This is a genomic window from Peribacillus sp. ACCC06369, assembly GCF_030348945.1.
In the GTDB taxonomy this organism is placed as follows: domain Bacteria; phylum Bacillota; class Bacilli; order Bacillales; family DSM-1321; genus Peribacillus.
Genome location: NZ_JAUCEN010000002.1, coordinates 2,503,345 through 2,529,768, shown reverse-complemented (window position 1 = coordinate 2,529,768; position 26,424 = coordinate 2,503,345). Strand labels below are relative to the sequence as shown.

The window sequence follows — 26,424 nt, the reverse complement described above, 5'->3', positions numbered from 1 at the left end:
TATCCTAAATTTTTCAACAACCATTTTTCATAACATTTCTTTATTTAATTTTTCAGATTTATGTAATTCTACAAGTAATGAATTTTGATAGTCACTATAACTATCCATATAAGCCCTTATACTTCCGATAATATTTATTTCTTTTATATCTTCATTATTCTCTAATACTTCCAATGCATTCTTATATCTTTTATATATTAGTTGTAAAACACCACTATTTATTTCACTACAATAATCTTTTTCAAGCTTATTTATCACCAATTTTATTTGTTCGATTAACTGCTCTCGCTTATCCATTATATCCACCCTACATGTTTAAAATAGATTTTGTTTTTGAATTCGCTGCAAAGTAATGTAGTAATAAAGAGTGGGTGGTCTATATTCGTCAACTGACTGATTATATAGTATTGAATTATAAAGTAACTCTTTAAGGAAGATAATAACTTTTAATTCACAGTTACTTACCTTATTTTCATAATTTTTAAAATTACTATTATATATAACTAGTAGAAGTAACAAATTGTTGTCCAAAGCATTAATATCTCATAAAAAAACTAACCTTATTAAGATTACTTTGTGATTGGTGGGAATGGTATTGGAGTTGGATAAGCATGTATGTTTTATTACATATTTCATATAGGATTTTCACTAGACTTAGAGCTTAGAAATAGTGAAAAAATTAAGCACGAGGCGCTGGCCGATAAAAAGAAGAGAGCATCTGTAAACTACACAGCTGCCCTCCTGATTTTCTCCAAGATCCATCATTAATCTCGTAATTCTGTACAATGAAGTATTTAATCTACCGGACGGTCATCAAAATCATAGTCTACCGTGCCAGGAGCTACACGTGCATTTGTTAATGCCGGAGTTTCCGGACGGGCAATTTGATACACACTGGCACCAACAATTTCAGCTGCTTGCTGCAATTTTTCTTTCGATATCTTATCCAGTGTATCTGTAGGCTGGTGATACCAAGGCTCTACAGGGGAATGGATAAACAAGGCGGATGGAATGCCAAGCTCATGGAATGGTTGGTGGTCACTCCTGCCCAGCTGTCCATAAGGAATCGCAACATCCATCGTTCTGGCCCCTGCTGAGGAACCCAGGTCCGTCACAAGGTTTTTCATTCCATCAATGGTATACATAATCAAACCACCTGCAGGATTATCCTCGCCAGCATCACGTCCGCCTATCATATCCATTTGGAAGTGAGCCACCATGCGGTCTACATCCTCTTTGGGAAGGGAATCTGCATAGAAGGATGATCCAACGAGCCCTCTTTCCTCAGATCCGAACGTGAGGAAGCGAATTTCAGTGTCAATTGGCGTTTTGGCCAGGATCCTTGCCAGTTCCAGCACAGCTGATACACCCGAAGCATCATCGTTTGCACCAGGGCCGCCCGGGACAGAATCATGATGGGCTCCAACAGTTACGATTTGACCATTATCCTTATTGGCTTTTGGTTTTAGGGAAGCGATGACATTGTAGGATGTCTTTTCGATTCTTTCAGCTTTTCCCACTTCCAGAGTGGACGTGATTTGTTTAGTTTTAAGCTGTTCGACCAACTCTAACCCTTGGGCTTGTGTAATGGCTACAGCAGGTATATTTTGCCCCGCTGATACTTGTCCAAAATTATTTCCTGATGGTGAGTTGTTGTACATTAAAACGCCAACCGCTCCTTTATTTAGGACATTCTGAACCTTTTCAACAAAGGTAATGTCCCCACGTTCAACTAGTGCAATTTTCCCAGATACATTTTCTCCAACTTCCTCTGGCTTTGCTTTTCCAACATTAACAAGTTCGGCCGTTACCTTCCCGCTGATACTGCCGCTAATGGCACGCGGTGTTCCTCCTAAATCACTGTCACCAATTTTCACTTTTACATTTTGCACCGTATCATAGATGGGAAAAGGCTGAACCTTTGTTTCAAAACCAAGACTCTTAAACTGACTTTCTATGTATTTGACTGCACGGAGCTCCCCTTCTGTACCAGCAGCCCTCGGTTGCTCTGATAGATAGGCAATCGTATTATACATATTGTCCGCACTAATTTTTTTGATAACTTTGTTATCAAAAGCTGTGTCAGACTGGGCATTTGTTGCCCCGTTTGTTTGTGCGAATACTGTACCAGTTGATAGAACCATACCCGCAGCTAATAGTACTGTTAGTGATTTTCTATACATATAATCCCTCCTTCTTCATAATCTTCCTAATTATGTATTTAACTGAATATTTTGTAAATGAGTCATTAGTCTTTAAATTCCTACTATCAATTGATGTCTGACACCCGCTCTTGTTTTAGGATGCTTCAGCATCCGTTGGCAGGCTCGATGCCTGCCTTATAATCAAGAAAAAACGTAGGTTTTTTCCTTCCATAATATCAATACCGGTTTCATGTTCCATTTGTTCATCATTAAATGCAAATTGTCCATCATTATTAACTTTTGCTTGTACTTCTTCAGTATCATTAAACGCATACTATTATTGGATTAATTTTCTATTTTACCTTACCCTGAAACCATTGTTAAAGATAGTTCCCTTCTTTCCTCTACTCTCGTAATACACTGTTCACAGTCATTACAGTCTATTTACAGGACAATAAGAATTTAACACTTAGTGTATTATAAAAATTATAGTGCTCTTTTAATTTTTAACGCTAAAAAGCACTCGTTGCCTTTAGTAGACAATCAAGCGCTTTAAGTTCATTTTCTAAATAAAACATTAAGTTTCATGTTTTTATGGTGACAGTATGACATCTATGAGGGGTCCTATCTATTAAAATGTTATCCCGCCCTATTCTCGTTCTTATTGCCTAATATTAAAATTACATTGACACTCCTTGAAGGTACAACCTAGATGAGTCATGAATTCAAATTAGAGCATATCTTTAACTGGAAACAATTTAAAGGTTGTTATTTTTAACTCCTCAAACCACTCATTAGCAATATGATGGGCCGTTTTAATATCGTCATTAGTATATACTAAATCATACTTGTATTCAGCTTTAAAGTTCCCACTCTTAACATCATATATTAATTTCATCTCAGTGGGCATATCTCTTTCATATTCTTTGCACAATACTTTTATTTTTTCAGTATTTTCATTGATAATATCAAGTACCATAAACCCTCGTCCTGCAGACACATCATATCTTTCTTCCCCATTTTCCAATGCATCATTCAATTTATGAGACTTTACATACTTATTGTTAATCAAATAAAAGAAACTGCTCGAAATAATTCCTTCTTCACATGAAGCATAAACATATACTTTATCAGCTCTATCTTCAACATATTCCATACATATGGATATCATATCTGCTTGCAATTCACTAAATATATCTTCAAATTCTCTCATACTACTTTTTCACTCCTTTGATTAATTTTTAAGATTTGCAGAACCAAACTCACAATCAATAGTGTAACTGACTATAAATTTCTCTGGACGCATATCGTTCCCAGAGTAAATTATATTAACATCAACTGTTACTTTTTTGGGAGGTGTTTCTTTTAGAGTTGCAGCCCATATTTCTTCAAGTTTCTTATATTGCTTCAAATTAACATCAGATAATTGCGAAACCAAATTATCAATTTTAGGTGAGCCTCCAAACCTATCACCTGCCAAATGCCCTGCATAGTCTTGACCTTTTACTTTACCTGGTGTATTTTTGCTGTGTGACAATCTGTCTTTTCTTTCTGTTAATTGTAAATTTTCTGTTTCAAATTTTGTAATCCTACCTAAATTATCTGCATATAAGTAATCATACTCTCCAGTTTTATACCTAATATCAGGCTTTAACCTATCTACCATTTGTAAACTGTTGCCCTTTGTCGATAAATGTTTTGACTTCACTTACTCCAGAATTATCTTTACGCGTACCCTTAGGAATAATCTCCCCTGAAACAGCCTCTACTTTGCTATCCTTAACCGTAAATTTCTGATAGGCTTCCTTAATTGTCTGCTTTTCCATTACAACTTGGGGAAGGTTTGGTCCTCCTGCGAGGGAAACTTGTTCCACACTTATACGTTTAGGATTTTCCTTTTTACCTAGTTCTTCACCTATATTTTTTAACGTGGTTTTTCCTGATCTCGCTATATCTGTTATTGTAGCTTGAACCTTCTGAACCTGCTTTTGCGCAAACTCCTTACTGTAAGGAATGAACTTTGTACCACTCGCTACTTTTTTCTAAGCAACCTTGCCTTGAAGTAAATCTGTATGATTTTAAGTCCTTACGGCCTATTATCGGAGGAGCCCGATATGGCGTAAGATGATCCATTTTCATATTTCAACAATGAAAAGACAAAAGACCTTAACTTTTGCGTTAAGGTCATTCAAAAGAACAAGCTCTTCTTGTCCTCCAATATTCATTCTTAAGGTATTCTTCTAAAATATTCTTATCATATTCAGATTCATGTAAAAGACCCAAGGAAGTATATTCCCAAATAACCCTTCTTTCGTGATTATCTGAATCTGATAGATCTTCATAATTATAATCATAATCTTTTCAACTTGATTGGTTCTCCCTTATTCGATTGGTCCCATGAATTGAGTAATCAGATAAATATGTTCAATAAGTTTCACCTTTTTCAGGTTTTCCACTTTATCTGGTCCACCTAATCCAAGGAGAGGGGTATAACCAAAACATTCATCAAAATTTGGTTCTCCATATTTATCAACTGCTTCAGGATAAGGATTCCAATCTAATTCTTCAACAATAAAGCTATTATCATTTAAATCATCTAGAAAAAAGTCAAAACCAGCTGAAATAACATTTACATTCCCTTTTCTAAAATTTAGCAAGTTTAAATATCTTCCTTTTTCCCAAACAATTATATCGCCCATAGATGTAGCAAATAACGGAATAGCATCTTCGCTTCTTATATATACATCTTTTAAAAGTTCTTCAAATACATCAGGGTTTACCAATTTTAAATAACCTTTTAATATACTCCCAAACCCGTATTGCCTCCATATTTCTGTTATTTGTTCTGGTATCTTCTCTTTATATTTATCGATGACTTCTTTATCAATTTTTTCTTCTAATATAAATCCTTCAAATACATTATTTGACAAATTATTCTCCCTCCAATAATTAATTCATTAATTTAACATTTAAATATGTTGATTTTCTTTCTGATTCAACCATGGTTTTTGATAGCTCTCTTATTTGTTCATCTAATACATCTATTCTGTATTTCCATTGAGAACCAATAGAAGAATTAACTTTTTTATCCCCCATCCCACCTATATTAATAGGATTTCCTCCCGCAATTTGATCCGGGTTATGGAGAGCAGCTTGAGTTTCTAACCATTCATTTGCTTTTTTGTTTGCGTCTTGTCTAGACAATCCTTGTTTACGTAATTCTAAAACTTTTTCTTTTAAAGCTTCCTTTCTAGCAAGTTTTTGAGCTGCATTACCTTCTAAAGCTCTTCCTTCTTCTATATATCTTTCTCTATTCTTTAAATACTCTTCATTAGTTAAATCATTCAACCCTTTTTCTTGGTCTTTAACTGTCTTGCAAATTCTTCTGCATTGTGTTTTGGATTTTGCTTGAACATAACCTCTATTTCTGAGATTCTTTGGACATGGTATAACATGCCTGTACCCTTACCACCATCACTCTTCACCGCAAACTTCTGTACTATATCCTTAATAGTCGTTTTATCAAAAGTGACATGCTTGTAGTTGTTTCCATACGCCGTGGCTAACTCTTCGACCCTGATACGAAGAGGTACTTCCACATTACCGATTTGCCGGCCGAATGCTTTTGCCTTCTGAACCTGCTTTTGCGCAAATTCCTTACTGTAAGGAATTAACTTTGTACCACTCGCTACTTTATCTGCGACCTTCGCCGCACCTGCACACCGCCGATTCCGAGTGCCATCAACAGCCCGTTCTGGCGCTGTTCCTCGGTTAGCTGGTTGCCGAACATGTCTTTGCCGGTGGCCGCTTCGCCGAGGCCATTAGCTGCGAGGAGTCCGTACAAATCGCATTTGGTCTTTTGGATGATATGTTAGCTGAGGATTAATTTTCTTTTCTACTTTCCCATAAAGCCCACAACTTGGGGAAGGCTAGGTCCTCCTGCGAGGGAAACTTGTTCCACACTTATCCGTTTAGGAATTTCTTTTTTACCTAGTTCTTCACCTATATTTTTTAATGTTGTTTTTCCTCGATCTCTCTATGTCTGTTATTGTAGCTTTTACATACTGAACCTGCTTTTGCGCAAATTCTTGCTGTAAGGGACGAACTTTATACCACTCGCTATTTTTTTCTTAGCCATCTTGCCTGAAGTAATTCTATATGATTTTAAGTCCTCACGGCCTTTTATCTGAGGAACCGATATGGCTTAAGATGATACATATTCATATCAACAATGAAAAGACCTTAACTTTTGCGTTAAGGTCATACAAAAGAACAAGCTTTTCTTGTCCTTCATTATTCTTTCTTAAGGTATTCTTCTAAAATACTTGTATCATATTCAGATTCAGGTAAAATACCCAAATGAGTATATTCCCAAATAACACTTCTTTCGTGGTCATCTGCATCTGATAGATCTACATAATCATAATCAACCTTAAATTTTCCTGTACTTTCTAAAGTAAAAGTTAAATTGGTACATCGTTCTTGATTATTCTGTTTAAATTCTTCTGATAAGTCTTTTAAGATCTTTATTAACCTCCGCCATGTTTCTCTATGCTCCATTCAACTAATATGTAATTAAGGTATATCATGGATATATATGAGGTTATCATTAAAATTAAGTGATAGAAAATGAACGCTGTCCCTGTCCCCACAGTAATTTCTCCATACAAAATTACTTTACTCCACTCTCCTGGAATTATCTCATTTACAGTTTGAGCTATTTTTTGGTAGTTTGATTCATTCAATTCTTTTACTCTCCTGCTCTAAAAAAGACGCTACCTGATAAGAGTAAAGTTTTGGTTTATTTTGTATAAAAGGTCAAAAGAATTATAACCATGGCTAATAGCTTTTAATATCATTCATAAAAACGAACAAATTGAAGAATAGCATCAGAAAGCGTTGATGATAGTGCTTGGAATCCACCGGGTTCTATATATTAATTGTTGTATTTTCGCACCCAATATTCAGACTTTATTTACTTTGCGACAAATAAATTGTCCATGAACTCTTTAAAATTTCCAGATATCGGTTTAATAAATTCTTTCCTTAATTCATTATCCTCCTCAAAGTAGTCCATGTCACAAAAATAAACTTTACCTTTTTGTTCTCTATCTAAAGATAAACAGATTAAACTATTAGCCGGATCTAATCCTATAGGGAGAAAATCTTTCGGTACAATCCTGCTTTCATTATACTTAATGAAATTACTTTCTAAATTTTCTTCTATTTCACTAGATAAAGGGAAAAATAGTATAATCGAGGAAGTTATTGTTCGATCTTCTGTTTGAAATCTTCTATTTACCGCTTTTCCACCATTATTAGATAATAAAAATTTACTGAAATCTTCCGGTAGTACTAAATTAAATTTTTTCTCGAAATTTTCAAGTTCACTTACTGTAATATTTTTAAATGTATATTCAAATTTATATTCCATTTTATTTTTGCTCCCCCATCTACTTTGTATCTTCTAAAGAATACATTTGCTCTAGCAAATCACTAAATGTATCACACACTAATGATAACGCTTCTTCTTCATGATTGAAGAAAATTATTTTGGGAGAAGGATAATTATTTCGATAATCAAAACATAAGTAGCTTCCAAATGGATCTCTGGCAAAAGGCACAATCCCTTTTAACGTTGGACTAGAAAATAGCTCATAAAACATCCCTATATTTATATCATTATCAGTAAAGCTAATTAAATCATTAAATACTCCCTGTTGCCCTTCACCAAAATTAAAGATATTAGGCTCTGGAAAACCTCCGTTATATCTCATAACACACATTTTGTAGTCATCAGGATATTCAATCTCAAACACTCTTTCAATCGAAGCAATTACACCCTCATCGGGTTTTTCTTCCTCTACAAATAGCCACTTTTTTAATCCCATGTTACCATCTCCAGAATTTCTTTTTTTATAATACCTTTTCTGCCCGATTCACCACCGCCCCATATAGCTCTTCCACCAGTATGTCCGGCTGCTTGGTGTTCAAAATAATCCACAATTTGCATTCTACCTGTTTCCTGATGATGATGCCAAGTAAGTGTTTTAGGAACTCTACCTTCTTTTAACACTTCATATTCTTTCGCTGTGAACTTTTCAGCTAGTTCTGGATTGCTTATAATTTCTTCAGATAAGGTTTTAGATAAATATTCAAATTGTGCAGCATCTGTTTCTAAAAAATATTTTTCTGGTAAGTAAATTTCAAATTTTGATTGAAAAATTGGGTATCCATCTTTGTCATAAATTACTTGATATTCTTTTCCATTTTTGTTTGAAATAAAAGTGTACAGTGTAGTTCCGTCTTCATTACGTTCTTTATATTTATAATTTCTTGGTTGGTTAGGTCTTCTTGTATATGCTGGTAGATTTCTAACTGCTTCAACCATCGCATCGTCAGCCTTTGCCTGGTTTACAGTAGACAGTCTCTTCACCGCAAACTTCTGTACGATATCCTTAATCGTCGTTTTATCAAAAGTGACATGCTTGTAGTTGTTTCCATACGCCGTGGCTAACTCTTCGACCCTGATACGAAGAGGTACTTCCACATTACCGATTTGCCGGCCGAATGCTTTTGCCTTCTGAACCTGCTTTTGCGCAAATTCTTTACTGTAAGGGACGAACTTTGTTCCACTCGCTACCTTATCTGCGACCTTCGCCGCACCAGCCACACCGCCGATTCCGAGTGCCATCAACAGCCCATTCTGGCGCTGTTCCTCGGTTAGTTGGTTACCGAACATGTCTTTGCCGGTGACCGCTTCGCCAAGGCCGTTGGCTGCGAGGAGTCCGTATATCCCGTATTCGGTTTTCTGGAGGAGGCTAAAGCCTTTTGTCGTTTTATAGGCATCGAGTGCGTGGTTCGCTGCGTTGAGTCCTTTGGCCGTTTTGTATAGGGCGCTGCCGCCTTTGATGGCCCGGCCAGCCCAGCCGACGACGGGGATGAATCCAGCGGCGGCCATGGCGCCGGCGGCGATTCGTTCGGCATCGGACAGCTTGCGGCCCGTTACTGGATCGACTCCGGTTGAGGCCCTGATTGAATCATAATATCCCGTGAATTCCCCTGTAAAGGTTTTTGTCGTATCCCAGGCTTTTTCATACCATGGGCGGTTTTCGAGTTCTTCCATTTCATGTTCGATTTTCTGGGCTTCGGCTTGTTGCTTTTTGAAGGTCTGATAGTCTTTCATCTGACCGGCGACTTCATCCTTCACTTGATAGACGTCACTATTCTTGAATGCCGATTGGTTGAACGTCATCGGCGAAACGTTGCCGTCCTGTTTGGTGGCATCAAGCAAGGCGCGGAAGAGGCCAACGGCCACGTTTTCCTGCCCGACGGACACATCATATTCCTCGACCAATTGCCGGTCGACATTCTCGACCTTTGTCACGGTGTCATCCAGTCTCTGTCCGGCCAGCGTGATTTTTTCATTAAAGTCCTTTTGGTTGAACATATCAAGAGGAAGGATATCGTCAATGCTGTTCAGGATTCTTTGAAGATCGCTCGCTTGTTCATCGACAAGCGACTTCGCTTGGTTAATGCCGGTCGAGACTTCGCCATCTAAAAAGGGAACCTCGACCACCGTATTTCCGGATAGATCCGCCTCTTCCAGGCTGGCTGGAATGCCTTCCAAAAAACTGATCTGGGTAGTGAAAAGTTCCATCCAGGCGTCCGCCACCTCGATTTGCGCTTCATAGAAGCTTTTGATGGCGGTGGCACCAGCACCTTGAAACTCATTATCCAAGCTAACGATGCCCTGAAATTCCTTTTTCAGGGCTGCGACTTCTTTCTTTAATTCTTCATATTGCTTGGCACGCGACTTGGTTGCGGCCGTCAATGTCTTGGCTTCATATATTTTCATCGCGGCTGATACCCATGTGAAGACGTATGGGCGATGGCTTCATCTTGTTCTTTTAATAAGTCAATGTTGGCACGGGTATCTTCCACATTTTTCTGGACGATTTTGATATATTGCTCAAAGACCTTCTCCAGGTTCGTTTCCCGATCGATCCACTTCGAGGTGAATTCCAATTTATTGTTGCCAAGTTCGCCTGCCGGCAGATTTCCGAGCGTGACTGTACCAAGTGCCGTCTTCACCTGATCGACTTGCTTCGTTACGGCAGGATGATTCAGTTTGATTGTCGTCATTAAAACAACCGCCTTTTTAAATCTGATATTTTGCTTTCCAGCTGCTCAAATGCCTCTTCGCCTTTACTTAAAAGGTGGTCGGCTTCTTGGGCTATATTCCCCGCTATGCTCAGAAGCGTATTCTCGGCATTTAACTTTGTAATCATCGCTTCGATTTTCCATTGGTAATCGTCATAATCGTCATGAATGATACTGAACATCACATTATAGGCATCATGACGGGCTTCCTGAAAATGATCTGAGCGCTGCCCTGTCCAGCTGCCACCTAGCTCAGGGTCTTTTATTTTCCTGATCTCGTTAAGGCACATACTCTGTTCTCTTATAATATCGTTTTTCGCATTTACCAAACGTTCAATTTTCACATTTAAATCAGCTTTTTTACCGGAGATAGCAGAGTGTATATTACTCAATATATCTGCATATACCATGAAACTCACCTCAAAAACAGTATATTCCTACACTAACTGTCATATTTTTCTTATTTATCATTATAAGGATTATAGTCCGAGAGTTAAATAGGGAAAAATATGCTATTTTATCAGTTAAAAGAGAAGTTTGGCATACAAAAGTTCATACATACCATATTCTTTATACCCTGAATTTTACCAATTTTAAACAATAAGTAAAAAATGTCACCTCGTTAGATCCCCTATAAAAATTTCAACCACTTTATTCAAACTGCCCCAGACTATATCTGTTCATCAAATCACCCTGAACAAACTCCCTGCAAGTGGAAGATAGATGTGACCGTTGAGGATGTATTAGATCTCCAAAAGGCAAATCACCGACAAATTTAACTTCGCCTTCAAAACTCTGTCCGGATTCAGCATCAAAACCGATTACTTTCACAAAGCAAGTTTTGTGTCCGGTTTTCATAAAATCAATTACCGTTAACACATGATTATGTACATCATTCATTCTTTTTCCTCCAACCATGAAAACATTGAGTAAGGATAAGATCATACAAATTATTCTTTACTAACCTTATAAATAAAGAAACCGATCAAAACAATCATCGCTAAGATCGCTATAGGCATTAATATATTGGAAATAGGTACACCTACTTTCCATGAAAAAACTTATTCTTTATTTTTCTATGTATTTTGATTGATCTATTCACCATTAACTATACCTTTATTTAGCTGTCATTGCATGTCTTGACTTTCCAAGACATCACTTATGCTTTTCTTATGTTTCCCAATAAAACGCGAAAGAATGAAACACTTACATAGTAGAAGATATACTCGCCTTAGCATGTTTATGATCGCATATTACGTTAATGTAAGGTCAGCTTTTACACCCCTGAAAACCAGCCCTCTTCTATATAGATTTATAACCTGCTATAATCTAAGGATTGGAGGTGTGAAAAATGAAAGAAATCATCCAGATATTAGCGGAAGTCGTCAATAATCTTCACGATTTCATTTTATTCTTTGTGAGTGACACATTAAATTCAAATGCAACGGACAAAGATCTGCATTTTTGGATAATGGGAATCATCGGTATCATCATATTTTTGTTCGTGTTATTTATATCTAATTTAATTTCCCGGATGCGTTTTGGGATTACGATACTCTCTTTCCTTTATACCTTTACTGTCATGGTTGTTTTAGTATTTGCCATTGAAATACAGCAAGCCCTTACCAGCAGAGGGAATATGGAATTTCAAGATGCGGCTATAGGTCTTTGGGGGTTCATCGTATTTTTCATGGTTTTTGCTGTACTATCATCCATATTCCTTTTAGTGAAGAATTTTTTCAAGCAATCAAAAAAAAGGTAACGATAGGTCACCTTACTTAAAATTTTCCTTATGGACATTCAATCAGGATGATCTTTGAAATTCGGATTTTGCATCGGGAATGATAAACTCTCTGTAGCATCATCTTAAATCAGATTGGAAAGGTTACAGAGAAGCGGATTTGAGGCGGGGTAAAATAAACATATGCTATCAATTACTTCGGTTCACTTTCATTGAATAAATCAATGCTAAACAGATTAAAAGAATCGTCGTCATTAATTCGTTCTTGATCATTTCCGGATATTTCAGAACTATTTTCCCTGCGACGGCGATTTACTTCACGTAATTCCGCTTCCAGAAACTCCGCTTGACCATGGGAAAGCTTGATCGTAATTTCATTATTATTTTGATCATCTGCAGCTTTCAAGAGGACATAACTATCCGCTGCATTACGTAAAGTCACATTGCTTACTGTTAAGTTCATGTTCGCGAGTTCATATCTTGCCTTCATAACGTAAAAAGAACCTCCATCGGAAAATACCGGTTAGAATATTGTATATTAAATATACTCTACTTCAAGATATCTAAATATACAAATCCTTTGTTTGATATTTTAGGTCTATAAAAGCTTCATTCCCTATATACGGAATGACGTTTCAGACTATAGTTTTAAAAAAGGGGCATCTCACGCCATAAAGGTATGCGATGAGTCTTTCTGTCCAAATATTTCTCTTTAATTTGTTTTGTGCCATTCCGGTCAGCTGGCTTGCATGAGAACTATATCCATATAGGTATAAAATTAGAAAATGTTATTTTCATTAGTTATAACTCCCTCCTTAAATAAGACAAGACCGTTTAAACGGTCTTGTCTTCATCGCATTTTTCTTCATATTCAAAATTATGTTTTGTATCTTGTGCCGGGTGTTCTCTTTTAACATCTTCTTTTTTCCCCATTAACATGTCATCGTATGGTGTATACATGTTAGAAGGCGTTTTCTTTTTAAAAATTATTCTGTAACCAATCAGGACTATAATGCCAACTACTATTATTATAAATAAAGAAGAAACCATACATATCCCCCTCAAATTATCTTAATACCATATTATAACATAAGGCATGAGGGGCAATTTCACTATCGTATTCCTTCCATTTCTCTTTCAGCACTATTTTGTCGATTTGTAGAAAACCTATATTTACAACGATTAGGGGCTATTTTTTGCACTTTTCCGTATTGATTCGAGTAATTAGGATAGCGCTTTTTAAACTAGGTATTTAAATGAAGGATGGAACCTTTCCCTATCGAAATGGTTTCATTTGTTTATAATTCTTTCTCGATTGCGCGGGCAATATCGTACGGACCCATGCTTTCATTTGAAACAATGACCGTTTTCATCCGATTTGCCGGATATACCGCAGAATGGAAACTTACACCGGGGTCATATCCCATAATATGATATTTGAATATCCCGTCATTTTTTTTACTAATCCATATACCATACCCATAGTATTCCCCTTCATCTTCCGTAGAAATATGGGGTTCCAATAAAAGATTGGTATATTCTTGATTCAGTAACTGATTGGAAAATAACCCTTCCCAAAACCTGAACATATCTGTTGTGGAAATATACGCCCCTCCATCCGCTCCACCTTTGATCGGAAGGGAATAAACATTCGTTCTCCATGCTCCATTTTCTTCGTCAATGTACCCTAATGCAGTATTTTTAGGAAGCTTGTCCATGGAAAAATAACCGGAATTCTTCATTTCACAAGGCAGAAAGATATTTTTATTGATATATTCAGAAAATTCGAGGCCGGTTAGTTCCTCAACAATTAATCCCAATACAATATAGCTAGCATTATTATAATGAAATCTTCCCCCGGGTTCGAACATCATCACGCCATCTTGAAACATTGGCAGGAAATCTTTTAATCTTTTTATATGGTACATCGGATTTTTCTGCCATAGCTCTTCAAAATCCTCCATCACTTCTTCATCAAAGTAATCAGGAATGCCCGAAGTGTGTGTTAAGAGGTGATGTATGGTTACATTTTGATGAAAATTAGGAAACACCATCGGAAGACAGTCTTGAAGTTTAGACTCAACGCTAAGTTTCCCTTTTTGTATTAACTGGCAAATGGCGATCGCGGTAAACAGTTTACATCCAGAAGCAATTCCGAACCTTGTTTCAGTCGTATTCATAATCTCATCCGATCGATTGGAATAGCCATGTGCTGAGCTATGGATCAGATCATCTCCCACTTTCACACCAACTACACCCGAGAAATCAATTTCCTTGCTTGTTTCTTTAATAAGCCTGGATAAATCCATATGTAGAGTCGACATTTAGTTTTCCCCTTTGCTGGTAAAATTTTTAATTACTGATGTGTTAGCAAAGGTGATAGTAGTGGTCTTGTAAAAAAACACCCGCACCTTAAGAGATGCAGGTGTTAAATTTCTTTAACTAGTCTCGGCTTCACACGTTCTTTTATTTCCACCAAGTATCATAAACGTTTATGGCTTCATTGCGTTTATGTTCGGTTTTTGTATACCATCCTTCGATGATTTCAGCAGCTTCCGTCCTGATTTCCTTGCCTTCAAGGTAATCATCGATTTCATCGTAGCTAACGCCTAAAGCGACTTCATCAGGAAGTAACGGTTTGTCATCTTCTAAATCGGCCGTTGGTATTTTCGTATAAAGACGCTCAGGAGCACCGACGAATTTCAGGATTTCTTTTCCTTGCCTTTTATTTAAGCGGAATAATGGAATGATATCCGCTGCACCGTCACCATGTTTCGTAAAGAAACCTGTGATCGCTTCAGCTGCATGGTCCGTACCAAGCACGACGCCTTTATAAAGTCCGGCTAAATCATATTGTACCTTCATTCGTTCACGTGCTTTGACATTTCCCCTTAAGAAATTCGATAGCTTTTCAGAAACTGCTTCTTCCACAGCTTTTACTGATGCATCCACCGCTTCCTTGATGTTGACTGTAACCGTTTGGCTGGGCTTGATGAATTTTAAAGCCAGCTGCCTGTCATCTTCATCAGCCTGTACTCCATATGGCAAGCTTACAGCAACAAACTTATAGTCGCTGCCATTCGTTTCTTCATTCAATTCATTGACAGCGGTTTGGGCAATATACCCCGCCAGTGTTGAATCTTGACCTCCAGATATTCCAAGTACAAAGCTTTTCAGAAACGTATTTTTCTTCATATACCCTTTTAATAGATCAACACTTTTCCTGAATTCGACTTCAGGATCGATCGTTGGTTGGACAAGTAATTTTTTTACGATTTCTTTTTGTAATGGACGCATTGGCATAGCCCCGCTTTCTAATAAAATAGATTGGTCATTTCGTTAGCATTCTTTCTACATTGGCTTTAACTTCATCTATATTCCTCATTTTATTATCCCAACAATCCTGGCTGAGATCTACCGGGTATTCCTCTGGATTAAGTGCACGAAGGTACTCCGGCCATAATACTTGGAGGTTTTTTTGCGTGAAGGCCTTGATTTCATCTATGGTTGGCAATTCATAAATCAAGCTGCCATCCTTGAAAATATCCACATGCAGATCAACCGCATCGAAATCCGTGACGAATTTACTTAGGAAGGTATGGACAGGATGAAACATTTTTAATTTTTCCTGTTCCTGCGGCTTCTCATATTCCATCGCCAAATAATCACCTTCAGCATGATGGTTCACTTTATTGATGATTCGATATACTCGTTTTAAGCCAGGTGTCGTAACCTTTTCAGGGTTAGAAGAAATTTTGATGGTATCTCTCATATTCCCATCTTCGCCCTCTATTGAAACCATTTTATAAACAGCACCGAGCGCTGGCTGGTCATAAGCCGTAATCAATTTGGTTCCGATTCCCCAAATGTCAATTCTTGCTCCTTGTTGCTTAAGGTTGATGATCGTATATTCATCCAGGTCATTGGAAGCGACAATCTTCGCATCATGGAAGCCTGCAGCATCAAGCATACGTCGTGCTTCTTTAGATAAGTAAGCTAAATCACCGCTGTCAAGACGGACGCCAATGAAATTGATTTTATCGCCCAGTTCCTTGGCAACACGGATTGCATTCGGGATGCCGGAACGCAATGTATCATAGGTATCAACCAAGAATACGCAGTCTTTATGGGAAACAGCGTATTTATGGAAAGCCGTATATTCATCTTTATAAGCTTGGATCATGGAATGGGCATGCGTTCCTGAAACAGGAATGCCGAACAGCTTTCCAGCACGTACATTACTAGTGGAATCAAAGCCGGCAATATAGGCCGCTCTCGCTCCCCAAATTGCAGCATCCATTTCTTGCGCCCGTCTTGAACCGAATTCAAGGGCAGATTCTTCACCGATGACCTGTTTGATACGCGAAGCTTTTGTTGCCACGAGTGTGTGATAGTTCACAATGTTGAGCAACGCCGTTTCTATTAGTTGAGCCTCGCCAAGTGGTGCCTCCACCCGTAAAATCGGTTCATTGCCGAAGACGAGCTCTCCCTCTTTCATGCAACGGATCGCTCCCGTGAAACGGATGTTCTGCAAATATTTCAAAAATTCTTCATCGTAGTGCAGGTCCGTTTTCAAATAGTCGATATCACTTTCCGAGAAGGAAAAGTTTTGAAGATAATGGACAATTTTTTCAAGTCCCGCAAAAATCGCATATCCGCTATTAAATGGAAGCTTTCTGAAAAATATCTCGAAAACTGCCTTTCGGTCATGTGTTTTGTCCTGCCAATAAGTTTGGGCCATATTGATTTGGTAAAGGTCAGTGTGTAATGCGTAACTGTCGTCGTTGTACTTTTTTTCCATGGATAGTTCCTCCCAAAAGAGAAGCATTCGCTTCCCTTCTATTCTGTTGCGTGAATCGTTATTATAGAATGGTGGCTCCAAGAGATCCTTTAAAATGTCCAAGCGCCCAATGGTGACCGGCATCATTGAACGAGGCCACTGCATTTTCATATACAAAGATTTTATAGCCTAGATTATAAGCGTCGATTGCCGTATGCAAAATGCAGATATCTGTACAAACCCCGACTAAATATACATCAGTAATGTGGCGTTCCCTTAGGCGGATATCTAGGTCCGTTCCTGCAAATGCCGAATAACGCGTTTTATCTATATAATGAACATTCTTTTGATTTTTATTTGTTTCATACTCTTCTTTTAACGCCCCATATAGGTCTCTACCCATTGTACCGCTAATATTATGCGGCGGAAACAAATTCGATTCAGGATGTAAGCGGTCTCCTTCTTCATGCAAGTCAATCGCAAAGACTGTGTATTCGCCTTGTTTGATAAATTCCTTTGTTATGCTGACAAGTGCCTTCTCGATATCCTGGCCTGGCTTCCCGCAAGTCAATGAACCCCCGTCTGCCACAAAGTCATACGTATAATCGATATTGATCAATGCCTTTTTACCCATTTCACTATTCCCCCTTAGTAATAAATAGAGTCCATGACAACCTCTGCATTAAATCGGTAAAGTTGTGAAGGCCGATATGAATTACGTTTCGTTTTCTTCTGCATACCCTTTTCATCCAAGACTTTCTCCAAGAACGGGAGTTTAGGGGCTTTAGCATAAAAAAGTGAGTCTGCGCTGATTTTTGCATCATCTCTAGCTGTCAGCAAAACCCGTTGCAGTTCAGAAAGAGTAAATTCATCCGGCAGGAATTTTTGGGCTATCGTCGTTTGCACCATTTCTTTTTTCATTAAGTTCATCGCATCGTTAATGATTGTATGATGATCAAATGCAAGCTCTAATCGTAAGGCTTCCTGTATCGTGAACAATTCAACCTCGGCTGCATCGTCATTCGCTTTTCTTTGATGAAGATACTCTTCCTGGACAATTGCATAAAAAGCATTGGATATGATCCATCCCCTGGGATCGCGTCCTGGCCGGTCATAGACCCCGAAATGCTTGACATGGAATCCAGCTACGCCCGTTTCTTCTTTTAATTCTCGTTTAGCTGCTTCATAGGCAGTCTCGAAAGCATTGACAAAGCCTCCGGGCAAAGCCCATTTATCTCCTTCGACATTTGGGCGTCCTTCTTTATCTTTTGTTGCGCGTTTGATTAATAATAGCTTCAAAAACATTTCAGGCGGGGCTTTCTCTGCCGTTTTCTTCGAAGTTATAGTAAAGATCGCAATATCAGCTGTGTATCCATCTGGAGTAATATATTTCTTTTTTTCCTGCTGAGCCATGGCAACTCTCACTTTCTTTCACTAAGTATGGGATTGAGTAATTAGTAAATCATTAATTACTAATTATAGTACTCTTCCTTGTAAGATTTAGCAACTCAAAATCAGAAAAATTTTCTAATTTTTTTAAAAATCATTTATTTTAACACATGTAAATAGCCCCACCCGTACGTCTTACCCTGGCTACTGATATAATAGATTCTATTAAAAAACTGCACCTCCAATTGTTTGTTGTGTCTAACAATTGGAGGTGCAGTTCATTTTTACTGGTCGACCGTATAATACGAACGCACCCTTTAGTTTAAGTAGAAAGCTTCACAATCATTTCTTTACCTAAAAAATCCAATCCCTGAAATTTATAAGTATATTATAAAAAGACGCCTTCTTATAAAAGAAAAGCGCCCTTTAATGGAATAACTTACATTTATCCTCGTTACTAAGAACCCCTTATTTCTAGTTCAACTAACGCAGTTTAAGAACCACTATATTTTCTAGTTTTTGAAAAGTTAAAAATTCTAATCAACAAGCATTTCATACTCAAAGCCTAAATAATTCCTGGTAAACCGGAATTGAAAACATCGATTAATTGAAGGAATATAGTCTATGTTAGGATTCAAGTCTTTTGACACAGCTACATCCATTCATTTTGGAGTAGAGGCCATGCAAATGATCAAAAAAGAACAGGTTGATTTATGGAATCATCTGTCCATAATCAGAAAGAATTCGTCCATCAGTTCTGTTTCTTCTCGTTTTACATATGGATTGTATAAGGCTTTCCGCATCTTACGTTTTTAAGGAGGTATCGTCCCATGGTAAGCATAGGAGGACTAACCGGGCGTGTAATCCTGCAAGGCTCACCCCGCTATGACGAAGCAAGACAAAATTATAACGGCCGCTTTAATAAATTCCCAAAGGTGATCGTTTACTGTGAGGTCACACAGGACGTTGTCAACGCGATCCTATGGGCACGTAAGCAGCAGCTTCCTTTTCGCGTACGCAGCGGCGGACATAGCTATGAAGCATTTTCCCTCGTCGACGGTGGTCTCGTCATTGATGTCAGCGGGCTGCTAAAGCTGCAAATCAATAAAGAGGGCGGCACGGAGCAGATCGGCGCGGGGTTCCGTTTGCTACCTTTGTACGAAGCGCTTTGGAAACAAAGATTAACCATCCCATCCGGGACGTGTCCGACGATCGGTGTATCCGGAATAACTCTCGGAGGAGGATACGGGTTGTTGTCCAGGCAATTGGGAATGACCTGCGATAACGTACTCGAGGTGGAAATGGTTACAGCACAAGGCAAGATTATCCGTGCCAATGACAGTCAGCACAGCAACCTGTTTTGGGCTTGCCGTGGTGGGGGAGACGGCAGCTTTGGCGTGATCACATCCTTTACCTTTCGTGTGCATCCGATCGAGTATGTCGCTCGTTACAGAATAACATGGGACTTTGCCGTTCTCGAAAAAGTGGTGCGTTATTGGCAGACGTGGGCTCCCCATACCGATGCATGTCTGACATCCCTGCTATTGGTTCCTGCGCATAACCAGGGCGATCTCCGTTCCAGCGGCGTATTTGTCGGCTCGGAACAAGAGCTCAGGCAGATTATGCGTCCTCTGCAAGAGGCGACTCGGCCCAAGACCGCTGAGTTCCACTCCACTACTTGGATTGAAGCAGCCCGCCTGTTTGCAGGACGACAGGTAAAGCAAGACAAATTTAAACATTCTTCCGCCTATGCCTACGAACCTCTGTCAGATGCGACACTTGGCGTATTGATCCATAACTTGCAAACCGCCCCCGGCACAGCTAATGTGATCGCGTTTGACTCCTATGGTGGTTCGATTGGCCAAGTACCCATTAAGAGCTTGGCCAACTTCCGGCGGAGGACTTTGACGCTGCATCAAAGCACCATTATCCCAGGTTCATTCTCATCGCCAGTCACCGCTCCCAAGTAAGGCATTCCTGCGAAATCACTCCAATCTTGAAATGACCATCCAAATACCTCACCATAAAATTTCTTTGCCCATTCCATGTCATCCACATGAATTTCGAGGTGAACTAATCTTCCCATGATTACCTCCTAGTTTTGTTCAAAATTTTTCCTCTTACCGTAAGTTGATACTTATATAGCTTCATGCCTATGGTGCTTTATTTATATTTTAAAGTCTAAGATGAAGCAGGCTTTTCAATTTGAGTTAAGTCACCTCTTTATTATAGGACAGTTGCGGGAATATCTGACAAAAAAGGCAGCTCCCTGATGGGGGATAGCTACCTTCGTTTACGATTACTATGAAAAGGTAGGAGCAGGGAATTCATCAATTCTCATACGAAGTAAACTATATGGTTTTTCCCGCAGGTCTCTTCCATAATGAAATCTCGCCTGCCGATGTAATTGATTCACAATGACATATAAGTATTGATCGGGGCCAATCGAAAAAGTATCCGGCCATAAAATTCTGGGGTCATGTGCGATGGTTTCCATTGCGCCATTCGGCAATATCTTCCGGATACTATTGTTTTCATAGTCTCCCGCATAAACGGTTCCTTTTGCGCCGGTGATCATTCCATCAGACGCACCTTTTTCCCCCCAATACTGCACATATTGGGATAAATTCAGGTCCTGTATTCTTCTGTCTCTTAGGGCTTCTGTTGAGATCGAGAACAGCTGACGGCTGGTTAGCGGAGCATAAAATAAAACCTTTCCATCAGGAGAAATCGCTAAACTATCGGAAGCCAATCTAAATGGGAAAGTTGCGCCGTCCGGGTTTCGATTCATCAAAATTCCACCTTCTACTTTCGGTAAAAAATAGGGATCAGGTGAAGTTGATATTGCCCCATTTAACCGTCTAAACGCGTTCCCATTTTCTAAATCTACGACGATAATAGCCCCTGGCCCACTGGAAGAAGAATCTGTTATATATGCATAGCCTGCTCTTCCAACCCGAAAATCCAAACGGACATCATTCAGATAAGTTGTTGGCAAGACAACATCTTCTGTAAAGGTATATACTCTCCTTATTGTATTCGTGCTTAAATCAACAGCAACTAATTTTGCTCCCCCTTGAATAGGTTCAGAAAAATTTGGTGCCCCTGTATCTAGTACCCAAAGTGTTCCTCTTCCATCAGCAACGATACTTTGGACACTGACGAAAGACATCGTAATATTTCCAGTATTAACTAAATTGGTTTCTACACTGGGATAAGGCTGTAATGCACCCTTAACAATTTCCGCCACAGTAAATTGAACATCGTCTCCCCATTTCGGAAAGCATACAAAAATACGACCGGTTTCGGAAACGCTGACACCTGTAGGCATAGCCCCATAAAAAGCATGCACCAGTTCAAACTGCCCAAAATATTTTTCCATAGGTAACATAGGTTGCATGATATCCTCCTCATCAAATCCGAACGGATATCACCTATATATGATGAAATTTTTTTGTAGTGCCTGTTTCTTGATAAATTTTTCTATCGTGATGGATGCTGTGGGTTTATTAGTCCAGGAGAAACATGGGAGTTTCGATAAAGTGATTCAAACTTCCACTGGCTCTCCAAAGACGGGGAATGAGAGCATTTGAATTTACGTTTGCAGTCAATTTTAGAACTAACATAAAAACTATTATGATTTGCTCCCGTCCAGCAGCCTGGTTAGAAAATATATCTGTCTCCTTTAAAGGGGAGTATTTTTAAGTTTAGTGTAACTTTTTCATCCTGAGCATAAGTAAGAATTTTTAGAAGCCTATAAAGTGGGCGGATACTCATTTAATATAGATTATTTAAGAACCTCATTTTCTTATGATACGGTTCCCCGTAACGAATCTAAATGAGGTTATAAAACCATGATATATTTTATTTTTCATTTAAAGATCTACTTTACCACAGTCAAGACTAATACCTGTGTCATTTTATTTGCCATTTTTCAACGTTGAAGTCTTTTACTTTTGAGTAAATAATTTTGGTGTCTAAAAAAGTTTTAAAAATTCTTTTGCTGCTTTTGATAAATAACTATTCTTCCTCCAAATTACTTTGGGTTCAGATATTAAGGTCTGATCCTTTAGCTGAATGACTCTCAATCCTCCCAATGAATGGAGGGATAATAACGAGAGCGGTAAGATCGTTGCACCAAACCCCGATGAAACGAGACCAAGTAACATAATTAAATCCTGACATTCGCACAGTATGTTTGGTTCTAAATCTAACCGTTGAAATTCATTGACAATTTGTCCATACGCACCTAAACCATAGTTTGGTCGCAGAAGAATCAATGGCAAATCGATGATTTCCTCTAACCTGCATTGTTCTGATCCACTCCACGTCCATTTTTCAGGCAAAACAAGCACATATGGGTCACTTTCCAATGTCATTTGAGAGATACTTTTTTCTGTTATTGGACTATTTGTTATCGCAATCTCAATCTGACGTTTAGATAACATTTTTATGAGATGAATCGTTTCACCTTCCCATACTTTGAAAGTAAGACCAGGATTTTTCTCACGAATATCTACCACCTTGGAAAGAATTAAAGATGCACAATAAAGATTGGATCCAACAGATAAAATCCCACTGGCGTCTTTCCTCAATTCTTGAACTTCTACCATTGTTTCATCAAGTTTATTTAAAAGTTCTTTTGCTCGAAGAAGTAATCTTTCCCCCTCCAAGGTTAAATTAAGACTTTTATTATCTCGATCAAATAAAATGACGCCTAGCTCTTCTTCCATTTGTTTGAGTTGTCTGCTCAATGGGGGTTGAGCAATATTTAATTTCTTTGCAGCTGTCGTAATCTTACCTTCTTCTGCTATAGTGACAAAGTATTTTAACTGTCGAATATCCAAGATGAAACCTCCATCATACCTAAAAGATATAGTAAAAAGATAAAACAGATATTTTAAGTATTGATAAATTAAGTATACACTAAGATGTAGTGTTATTCATAAGTTGAAGGGGAGTGACTTTGTTGTTCAAAAAAAATACCATACAATTTCCAAAGCTTTTATCGGTTGGGAATATATCGAATGGATTTGTGGCCTGGCTTTTTGGTTCAGCAGGACCATTATTAATTGTTTTACAAGCTGCTGAAAAAGGTCATTTGTCTGGTAGCATAACCAGCTCATGGATTTTCGCCATTTATGGAATGGGGGGACTCCTAACGCTCATCGTCTCCTTATATTATGGGCAACCCATAGGCTATGCCTTTTCAATACCTGGAGCCATTCTTGTCGGCTCAAGCTTAACCCATTATTCTTTCAACCAAGTGGTTGGTGCCTATATTATAACCGGGATCCTTATTTTTCTTTTAGGATTATCTGGCCTTGTTACAAAATTGATGAAGGTTTTGCCTATGCCAGTTATGATGGGGATGGTGTCAGGCGTCTTACTCCCTTTCGGAACTGAAATGATCGGCTCGGTTGTAAAAAATCCTTTACTCAACGGAATCCCTTTACTTGTCTTTCTAGCTCTTTCTTTTTTCTTACGATTTTCAAAAAAGTTTCCGCCTATATTAGGGGCGATCATTGCAGCAATTCTTTGTCTTAAATTTTTGCCGAACGTTTCTGTACAGCCTATCCATATAACAATGGGCATTCCCCATTTTATCATTCCATCATTTAGTTTTTCCGTTGTAGGGGAACTTGTCATTCCATTACTCTTAACGGTTATTGCCATTCAAAATGCCCAAGGGATTGCTATGTTAGAGACCCATGGCTATCGTCCACCGATCAATGCCATGACCAATTGGAGCGGAATCGGTACCATTATAAATGCTTTTTTTGGGGGCCACCCAGCCTGTATTGCAGGTCCCATGACGGGCTTACTTGTTAATAAAGAATCAGGCAAACTTGAACATAGGTATGTCGCTGCTATTGTATTAGGAGTATTATCCTGTCTATTAGCTCTATTCTCTCCAATAGCTTCGCAAATTCCATATGTCATTCCTGCCTCATTAATTCAATTACTAGGTGGCGTCGCCATGATTAGTGTACTGGTTGACTCTTTGAAAATGAGTTTCTCTGGTCCATTCAAATCAGGCGCCCTCTTTTCTTTTATGATCACAATCTCTGGGATCTCTATTCTCCATATTGGAGCACCATTCTGGGGTCTGGTTGGGGGTACCTTGGCCACCGTATTCTTGGATAAACAAGATTTTTACAAATCCGAATCAAGTGACCAAAACAATGAAACTAACTTGAGTGAAGCTCTTTACAAGGACAAAATTTCCTAACACCGTTTCTTTAGACCTCGGATACATCTCATGACAAAATAAATGACACCTAGACATAGTGCAGTCTAGGTGTCATTTATTTCTTTGTATAGAATAAAAACCTCATATACTTATGATACGATTCACCGCACCTATTCAAGCAGTGATTTTTTAAAAACTGTCAGCCTTTTTATTTTACACTTCTACTTTAAATCGACGCTGCTGATGAAGCAGCTGCTTGATCAGCCTTCACACAATCAAATGCAACAACGAGTGAAATAATAATGGGTTCCCATCTCTTCATCTATTATTTGAACCTGTAGCTATCGCCCCAAGTGAACCACTCCTTGCCCACTTCACCTACGATTTTACCATGCTGTAAAACTTAAAAATCCATATCCAACCAATTACCATGTACCTCAATGCCTGCCGCATCAATTGTATATCGTGCTTTTAAGAAGGAAATTCCTTCTTTATTGTTAATACCTCTCGACCATTCACCTCAACCAAAAACTTTGGTAAAATGCTGAACACCTTTTTCGTAATGAGTGCTACTTCATCTCTTGCTGTATTATACTGGAGAAAGTCTTTGGAACTTGCATAAAACTTCCCTCCACGTAATATTTAAGTCTTTTACATTACTTACGTTTGAAATGGGCATTGGTTCCAATCTTATGCATTAAATTCCAAATAATAGTTTCACTCAAAAGCACCTTCTTTTCGATTCATCACTATTTATCCTTACTAATTTACCTTTTGTAAAGTCAGCAATTCTTCCTAAGTGTAATCCTTCACAAACTCCCCTTTTTCCACCCTATACCAGTGATGGTATAGGGTGGTAAATAACTGCAGATACATGCAGTTCTATTAAAAATTTGGTATATCTATCGATTATAGTAAGATAAGCATTGTTTACTTCTTGAAAAAGGTTTAATGTTTTTTAATATTTAATAATTGTTCTTCCCAAATGGTGACCATTTTTAATCGCTTCAATCGTTTGAGGTAATTCTTCAAGTGAAATTTCACTTATTAGAGTAGTTTGAGAAATATTCCATTCATTTGCTATTTTCTCCCAAATATAACAACGATCTTTGATTGGTACATTTACAGAATCAATTCCCAAAAGGTTAATTCCTCTAAGTATAAACGGCAATACTGTTGATGTTAGTTTTATACCACCTGCATTCCCACACATACTCATACTTCCACCATAAGAAATTTGAGGAATTAATACAGAAGCAATTTCCCCACCAACAGTATCTAGGACAAAGTCAAACTTTTGCTTATTTAATGGTTTATTTTGCACTCCTAATTCATTTACAAAAATGACATCGGTAGCTCCTAAAGATATAGCTACCTCTATTTGGTGTTCTTTTCGAACTAAAGCAGCAATATTTTTGTAACCAATTTTAGATAAAATTTGTAAAGCAATACTACCTACTCCACCAGTTGAACCAGTGACTAGAATCCTAGGGTTTTTAATTATATCCATACCTTTCTCCTCTAAAGCTATGATAGAAAGGGCAGCCGTAAACCCTGCTGTTCCAAAAACCATAGCATCTTTTAAGGATAAGTTGACTGGCATAGGAACAATCCAATCTCCAGGGACTCTAGCATATTCTGCAAATCCTCCTGTATGGCTCATCCCCATAGCAAAACCTGTAACAACAACTTCCTGTCCCTCTGTGTAACGATTATCTGTTGTATGAACAATGGTTCCACTTAAATCAATTCCGGGGATCATTGGGTAATTCCGAATAACTCCTCCATTTTTTTGAACAGCTAACATATCCTTATAGTTTATTGAAGAATATGACACCTTAATTAAAACCTCGCCGTCCGAAAGACTGTCAAGATTAACATCTTCCAAACCATAAATTACTTGATCATGTTTTTCTTTTACAATTATTGCCTTGAATGTATTCATAGATATCTACCTCCCTTTTGATACAAAACATTTTTGTACCAAAAATGTTTCATTACAAAAACTAACATG

The 26,424-nt window shown here is 38.2% G+C and carries 28 protein-coding genes and 5 pseudogenes; 4 read left to right on the top strand and 29 right to left on the bottom strand.

Translation table 11 applies throughout. The features are described from left to right. Positions 1 to 27: 27 nt before the first annotated feature. The 17 genes and pseudogenes from QUF78_RS13190 to QUF78_RS13110 form a co-directional block, all read right to left on the bottom strand. Positions 28 to 297, bottom strand: a complete 270-nt coding sequence (locus tag QUF78_RS13190) for a hypothetical protein (protein WP_289324990.1) — start codon at positions 295 to 297, stop codon at positions 28 to 30. A gap of 497 nt (positions 298 to 794) precedes the next feature. Beyond that, positions 795 to 2,183 (bottom strand): M28 family peptidase, encoded by a 1,389-nt coding sequence (locus QUF78_RS13185; protein ID WP_057216448.1) that lies wholly within the window; start codon positions 2,181 to 2,183, stop codon positions 795 to 797. A gap of 691 nt (positions 2,184 to 2,874) precedes the next feature. Beyond that, complete coding sequence (locus QUF78_RS13180; RefSeq protein ID WP_289324989.1) at positions 2,875 to 3,357, bottom strand: immunity protein YezG family protein; 483 nt, start codon at positions 3,355 to 3,357, stop codon at positions 2,875 to 2,877. 21 nt (positions 3,358 to 3,378) lie between these two features. Then, positions 3,379 to 3,810 carry a DNA/RNA non-specific endonuclease gene (locus QUF78_RS13175; RefSeq protein WP_289324988.1) on the bottom strand — a complete coding sequence of 144 codons (432 nt, stop codon included), beginning with the start codon at positions 3,808 to 3,810 and terminating at the stop codon, positions 3,379 to 3,381. After that, entirely contained in the window at positions 3,800 to 3,970 is a 171-nt protein-coding gene (locus tag QUF78_RS13170; RefSeq protein WP_289324987.1) for a toxin, read from the bottom strand. The genes QUF78_RS13175 and QUF78_RS13170 overlap by 11 nt, the downstream gene beginning before the upstream one ends. 358 nt (positions 3,971 to 4,328) lie before the next feature. Next, positions 4,329 to 4,484 (bottom strand): annotated as a pseudogene (locus tag QUF78_RS13165) (hypothetical protein); the annotation flags it as partial. 41 nt (positions 4,485 to 4,525) lie between these two features. Beyond that, positions 4,526 to 5,074, bottom strand: a complete 549-nt coding sequence (locus tag QUF78_RS13160; RefSeq protein WP_289324986.1) for a T6SS immunity protein Tdi1 domain-containing protein — start codon at positions 5,072 to 5,074, stop codon at positions 4,526 to 4,528. A gap of 19 nt (positions 5,075 to 5,093) precedes the next feature. Beyond that, positions 5,094 to 5,492, bottom strand: a complete 399-nt coding sequence (locus QUF78_RS13155) for a polymorphic toxin type 15 domain-containing protein (RefSeq protein ID WP_289324985.1) — start codon at positions 5,490 to 5,492, stop codon at positions 5,094 to 5,096. Further along, positions 5,489 to 5,743 (bottom strand): hypothetical protein, encoded by a 255-nt coding sequence (locus tag QUF78_RS13150; RefSeq protein ID WP_289324984.1) that lies wholly within the window; start codon positions 5,741 to 5,743, stop codon positions 5,489 to 5,491. Before QUF78_RS13150 ends, QUF78_RS13155 begins: the two co-directional genes overlap by 4 nt. A 694-nt stretch (positions 5,744 to 6,437) precedes the next feature. Continuing rightward, positions 6,438 to 6,704, bottom strand: a complete 267-nt coding sequence (locus QUF78_RS13145; RefSeq protein WP_289324983.1) for an immunity protein YezG family protein — start codon at positions 6,702 to 6,704, stop codon at positions 6,438 to 6,440. Beyond that, positions 6,674 to 6,889, bottom strand: coding sequence for an immunity protein YezG family protein (locus QUF78_RS13140; protein WP_289316537.1), 216 nt, complete (start codon positions 6,887 to 6,889; stop codon positions 6,674 to 6,676). Before QUF78_RS13140 ends, QUF78_RS13145 begins: the two co-directional genes overlap by 31 nt. A 230-nt stretch (positions 6,890 to 7,119) precedes the next feature. Then, positions 7,120 to 7,578 (bottom strand): SMI1/KNR4 family protein, encoded by a 459-nt coding sequence (locus tag QUF78_RS13135; protein ID WP_289321968.1) that lies wholly within the window; start codon positions 7,576 to 7,578, stop codon positions 7,120 to 7,122. Positions 7,579 to 7,597: 19 nt separating this feature from the next. Beyond that, entirely contained in the window at positions 7,598 to 8,035 is a 438-nt protein-coding gene (locus QUF78_RS13130; RefSeq protein WP_289324982.1) for an SMI1/KNR4 family protein, read from the bottom strand. Next, entirely contained in the window at positions 8,026 to 10,002 is a 1,977-nt protein-coding gene (locus tag QUF78_RS13125; RefSeq protein WP_289324981.1) for a T7SS effector LXG polymorphic toxin, read from the bottom strand. The genes QUF78_RS13130 and QUF78_RS13125 overlap by 10 nt, the downstream gene beginning before the upstream one ends. Continuing rightward, complete coding sequence (locus tag QUF78_RS13120; RefSeq protein ID WP_053344261.1) at positions 9,999 to 10,289, bottom strand: YwqI/YxiC family protein; 291 nt, start codon at positions 10,287 to 10,289, stop codon at positions 9,999 to 10,001. Before QUF78_RS13120 ends, QUF78_RS13125 begins: the two co-directional genes overlap by 4 nt. Then, positions 10,289 to 10,717, bottom strand: coding sequence for a DUF5082 family protein (locus QUF78_RS13115; RefSeq protein ID WP_289324980.1), 429 nt, complete (start codon positions 10,715 to 10,717; stop codon positions 10,289 to 10,291). The genes QUF78_RS13120 and QUF78_RS13115 overlap by 1 nt, the downstream gene beginning before the upstream one ends. A gap of 241 nt (positions 10,718 to 10,958) precedes the next feature. Next, positions 10,959 to 11,207 (bottom strand): hypothetical protein, encoded by a 249-nt coding sequence (locus tag QUF78_RS13110; protein WP_289316543.1) that lies wholly within the window; start codon positions 11,205 to 11,207, stop codon positions 10,959 to 10,961. A 451-nt stretch (positions 11,208 to 11,658) separates the two neighbouring features. On the opposite strand from QUF78_RS13110, the gene QUF78_RS13105 reads away from it, so the two are divergent. Further along, a complete protein-coding gene (locus QUF78_RS13105; RefSeq protein ID WP_289324979.1) occupies positions 11,659 to 12,069 on the top strand; it encodes a hypothetical protein in 411 nt (136 codons plus the stop codon). 172 nt (positions 12,070 to 12,241) lie between these two features. On the opposite strand, the gene QUF78_RS13100 is transcribed toward QUF78_RS13105, so the two are convergent. The 7 genes from QUF78_RS13100 to QUF78_RS13070 form a co-directional block, all read right to left on the bottom strand. Continuing rightward, on the bottom strand, positions 12,242 to 12,538 hold the full coding sequence (locus QUF78_RS13100) for a hypothetical protein (protein ID WP_289316545.1): 297 nt from the start codon (positions 12,536 to 12,538) through the stop codon (positions 12,242 to 12,244). Between the two features lie 344 nt (positions 12,539 to 12,882). Beyond that, positions 12,883 to 13,098, bottom strand: a complete 216-nt coding sequence (locus tag QUF78_RS13095; RefSeq protein WP_289324978.1) for a hypothetical protein — start codon at positions 13,096 to 13,098, stop codon at positions 12,883 to 12,885. A gap of 248 nt (positions 13,099 to 13,346) precedes the next feature. Next, positions 13,347 to 14,372, bottom strand: a complete 1,026-nt coding sequence (locus QUF78_RS13090; protein WP_289324977.1) for a serine hydrolase domain-containing protein — start codon at positions 14,370 to 14,372, stop codon at positions 13,347 to 13,349. Between the two features lie 142 nt (positions 14,373 to 14,514). Further along, positions 14,515 to 15,345: an ammonia-dependent NAD(+) synthetase gene (gene nadE / locus QUF78_RS13085; protein WP_289324976.1), complete on the bottom strand. Its 831-nt coding sequence runs from the start codon at positions 15,343 to 15,345 to the stop codon at positions 14,515 to 14,517. Positions 15,346 to 15,379: 34 nt separating this feature from the next. Further along, positions 15,380 to 16,849: a nicotinate phosphoribosyltransferase gene (locus QUF78_RS13080; protein ID WP_289324975.1), complete on the bottom strand. Its 1,470-nt coding sequence runs from the start codon at positions 16,847 to 16,849 to the stop codon at positions 15,380 to 15,382. A 61-nt stretch (positions 16,850 to 16,910) separates the two neighbouring features. Beyond that, complete coding sequence (locus QUF78_RS13075; protein WP_289324974.1) at positions 16,911 to 17,462, bottom strand: cysteine hydrolase family protein; 552 nt, start codon at positions 17,460 to 17,462, stop codon at positions 16,911 to 16,913. A gap of 14 nt (positions 17,463 to 17,476) precedes the next feature. Next, positions 17,477 to 18,241, bottom strand: a complete 765-nt coding sequence (locus QUF78_RS13070) for an NUDIX domain-containing protein (protein ID WP_289324973.1) — start codon at positions 18,239 to 18,241, stop codon at positions 17,477 to 17,479. 597 nt (positions 18,242 to 18,838) lie between these two features. Here QUF78_RS13070 and QUF78_RS13065 point away from each other — a divergent pair. Together QUF78_RS13065 and QUF78_RS13060 are read left to right on the top strand one after the other, a co-directional pair. Next, positions 18,839 to 19,008: pseudogene (locus QUF78_RS13065) on the top strand (IS6 family transposase); the annotation flags it as partial. Positions 19,009 to 19,047: 39 nt separating this feature from the next. Beyond that, positions 19,048 to 19,539: pseudogene (locus QUF78_RS13060) on the top strand (FAD-binding oxidoreductase); the annotation flags it as partial. Positions 19,540 to 20,052: 513 nt separating this feature from the next. Here QUF78_RS13060 and QUF78_RS13055 read toward each other — a convergent pair. The 3 genes and pseudogenes from QUF78_RS13055 to QUF78_RS13045 all read right to left on the bottom strand — a co-directional run. After that, positions 20,053 to 20,303 (bottom strand): annotated as a pseudogene (locus QUF78_RS13055) (VOC family protein); the annotation flags it as partial. A 216-nt stretch (positions 20,304 to 20,519) separates the two neighbouring features. Further along, entirely contained in the window at positions 20,520 to 21,617 is a 1,098-nt protein-coding gene (locus QUF78_RS13050) for an L-dopachrome tautomerase-related protein (RefSeq protein ID WP_289324972.1), read from the bottom strand. A 577-nt stretch (positions 21,618 to 22,194) separates the two neighbouring features. Continuing rightward, complete coding sequence (locus QUF78_RS13045; protein ID WP_101591484.1) at positions 22,195 to 23,064, bottom strand: LysR family transcriptional regulator; 870 nt, start codon at positions 23,062 to 23,064, stop codon at positions 22,195 to 22,197. 122 nt (positions 23,065 to 23,186) lie between these two features. On the opposite strand from QUF78_RS13045, the gene QUF78_RS13040 reads away from it, so the two are divergent. After that, complete coding sequence (locus tag QUF78_RS13040) at positions 23,187 to 24,449, top strand: benzoate/H(+) symporter BenE family transporter (protein ID WP_289324971.1); 1,263 nt, start codon at positions 23,187 to 23,189, stop codon at positions 24,447 to 24,449. A gap of 187 nt (positions 24,450 to 24,636) precedes the next feature. Here QUF78_RS13040 and QUF78_RS13035 read toward each other — a convergent pair. Together QUF78_RS13035 and QUF78_RS13030 are read right to left on the bottom strand one after the other, a co-directional pair. Further along, positions 24,637 to 25,051, bottom strand: a pseudogene (locus QUF78_RS13035) (LURP-one-related/scramblase family protein); the annotation flags it as partial. 317 nt (positions 25,052 to 25,368) lie between these two features. Further along, a complete protein-coding gene (locus QUF78_RS13030) occupies positions 25,369 to 26,355 on the bottom strand; it encodes a YhdH/YhfP family quinone oxidoreductase (protein WP_289324970.1) in 987 nt (328 codons plus the stop codon). Positions 26,356 to 26,424 lie beyond the last annotated feature (69 nt).

Bases quoted from the DNA above. Each gene is read 5' to 3' on its own strand.
- QUF78_RS13190 (WP_289324990.1), bottom strand. From the start codon at position 297: ATGGATAAGCGAGAGCAGTTAATCGAACAAATAAAATTGGTGATAAAT.
- QUF78_RS13185 (WP_057216448.1), bottom strand. From the start codon at position 2,183: ATGTATAGAAAATCACTAACAGTACTATTAGCTGCGGGTATGGTTCTA.
- QUF78_RS13180 (WP_289324989.1), bottom strand. From the start codon at position 3,357: ATGAGAGAATTTGAAGATATATTTAGTGAATTGCAAGCAGATATGATA.
- QUF78_RS13175 (WP_289324988.1), bottom strand. From the start codon at position 3,810: ATGGTAGATAGGTTAAAGCCTGATATTAGGTATAAAACTGGAGAGTAT.
- QUF78_RS13170 (WP_289324987.1), bottom strand. From the start codon at position 3,970: ATGGAAAAGCAGACAATTAAGGAAGCCTATCAGAAATTTACGGTTAAG.
- QUF78_RS13145 (WP_289324983.1), bottom strand. From the start codon at position 6,704: ATGGAGCATAGAGAAACATGGCGGAGGTTAATAAAGATCTTAAAAGAC.
- QUF78_RS13135 (WP_289321968.1), bottom strand. From the start codon at position 7,578: ATGGAATATAAATTTGAATATACATTTAAAAATATTACAGTAAGTGAA.
- QUF78_RS13130 (WP_289324982.1), bottom strand. From the start codon at position 8,035: ATGGGATTAAAAAAGTGGCTATTTGTAGAGGAAGAAAAACCCGATGAG.
- QUF78_RS13125 (WP_289324981.1), bottom strand. From the start codon at position 10,002: ATGAAAATATATGAAGCCAAGACATTGACGGCCGCAACCAAGTCGCGT.
- QUF78_RS13120 (WP_053344261.1), bottom strand. From the start codon at position 10,289: ATGACGACAATCAAACTGAATCATCCTGCCGTAACGAAGCAAGTCGAT.
- QUF78_RS13115 (WP_289324980.1), bottom strand. From the start codon at position 10,717: ATGGTATATGCAGATATATTGAGTAATATACACTCTGCTATCTCCGGT.
- QUF78_RS13110 (WP_289316543.1), bottom strand. From the start codon at position 11,207: ATGAATGATGTACATAATCATGTGTTAACGGTAATTGATTTTATGAAA.
- QUF78_RS13105 (WP_289324979.1), top strand. From the start codon at position 11,659: ATGAAAGAAATCATCCAGATATTAGCGGAAGTCGTCAATAATCTTCAC.
- QUF78_RS13100 (WP_289316545.1), bottom strand. From the start codon at position 12,538: ATGAAGGCAAGATATGAACTCGCGAACATGAACTTAACAGTAAGCAAT.
- QUF78_RS13095 (WP_289324978.1), bottom strand. From the start codon at position 13,098: ATGGTTTCTTCTTTATTTATAATAATAGTAGTTGGCATTATAGTCCTG.
- QUF78_RS13090 (WP_289324977.1), bottom strand. From the start codon at position 14,372: ATGTCGACTCTACATATGGATTTATCCAGGCTTATTAAAGAAACAAGC.
- nadE (WP_289324976.1), bottom strand. From the start codon at position 15,345: ATGCGTCCATTACAAAAAGAAATCGTAAAAAAATTACTTGTCCAACCA.
- QUF78_RS13080 (WP_289324975.1), bottom strand. From the start codon at position 16,849: ATGGAAAAAAAGTACAACGACGACAGTTACGCATTACACACTGACCTT.
- QUF78_RS13075 (WP_289324974.1), bottom strand. From the start codon at position 17,462: ATGGGTAAAAAGGCATTGATCAATATCGATTATACGTATGACTTTGTG.
- QUF78_RS13070 (WP_289324973.1), bottom strand. From the start codon at position 18,241: ATGGCTCAGCAGGAAAAAAAGAAATATATTACTCCAGATGGATACACA.
- QUF78_RS13050 (WP_289324972.1), bottom strand. From the start codon at position 21,617: ATGCAACCTATGTTACCTATGGAAAAATATTTTGGGCAGTTTGAACTG.
- QUF78_RS13030 (WP_289324970.1), bottom strand. From the start codon at position 26,355: ATGAATACATTCAAGGCAATAATTGTAAAAGAAAAACATGATCAAGTA.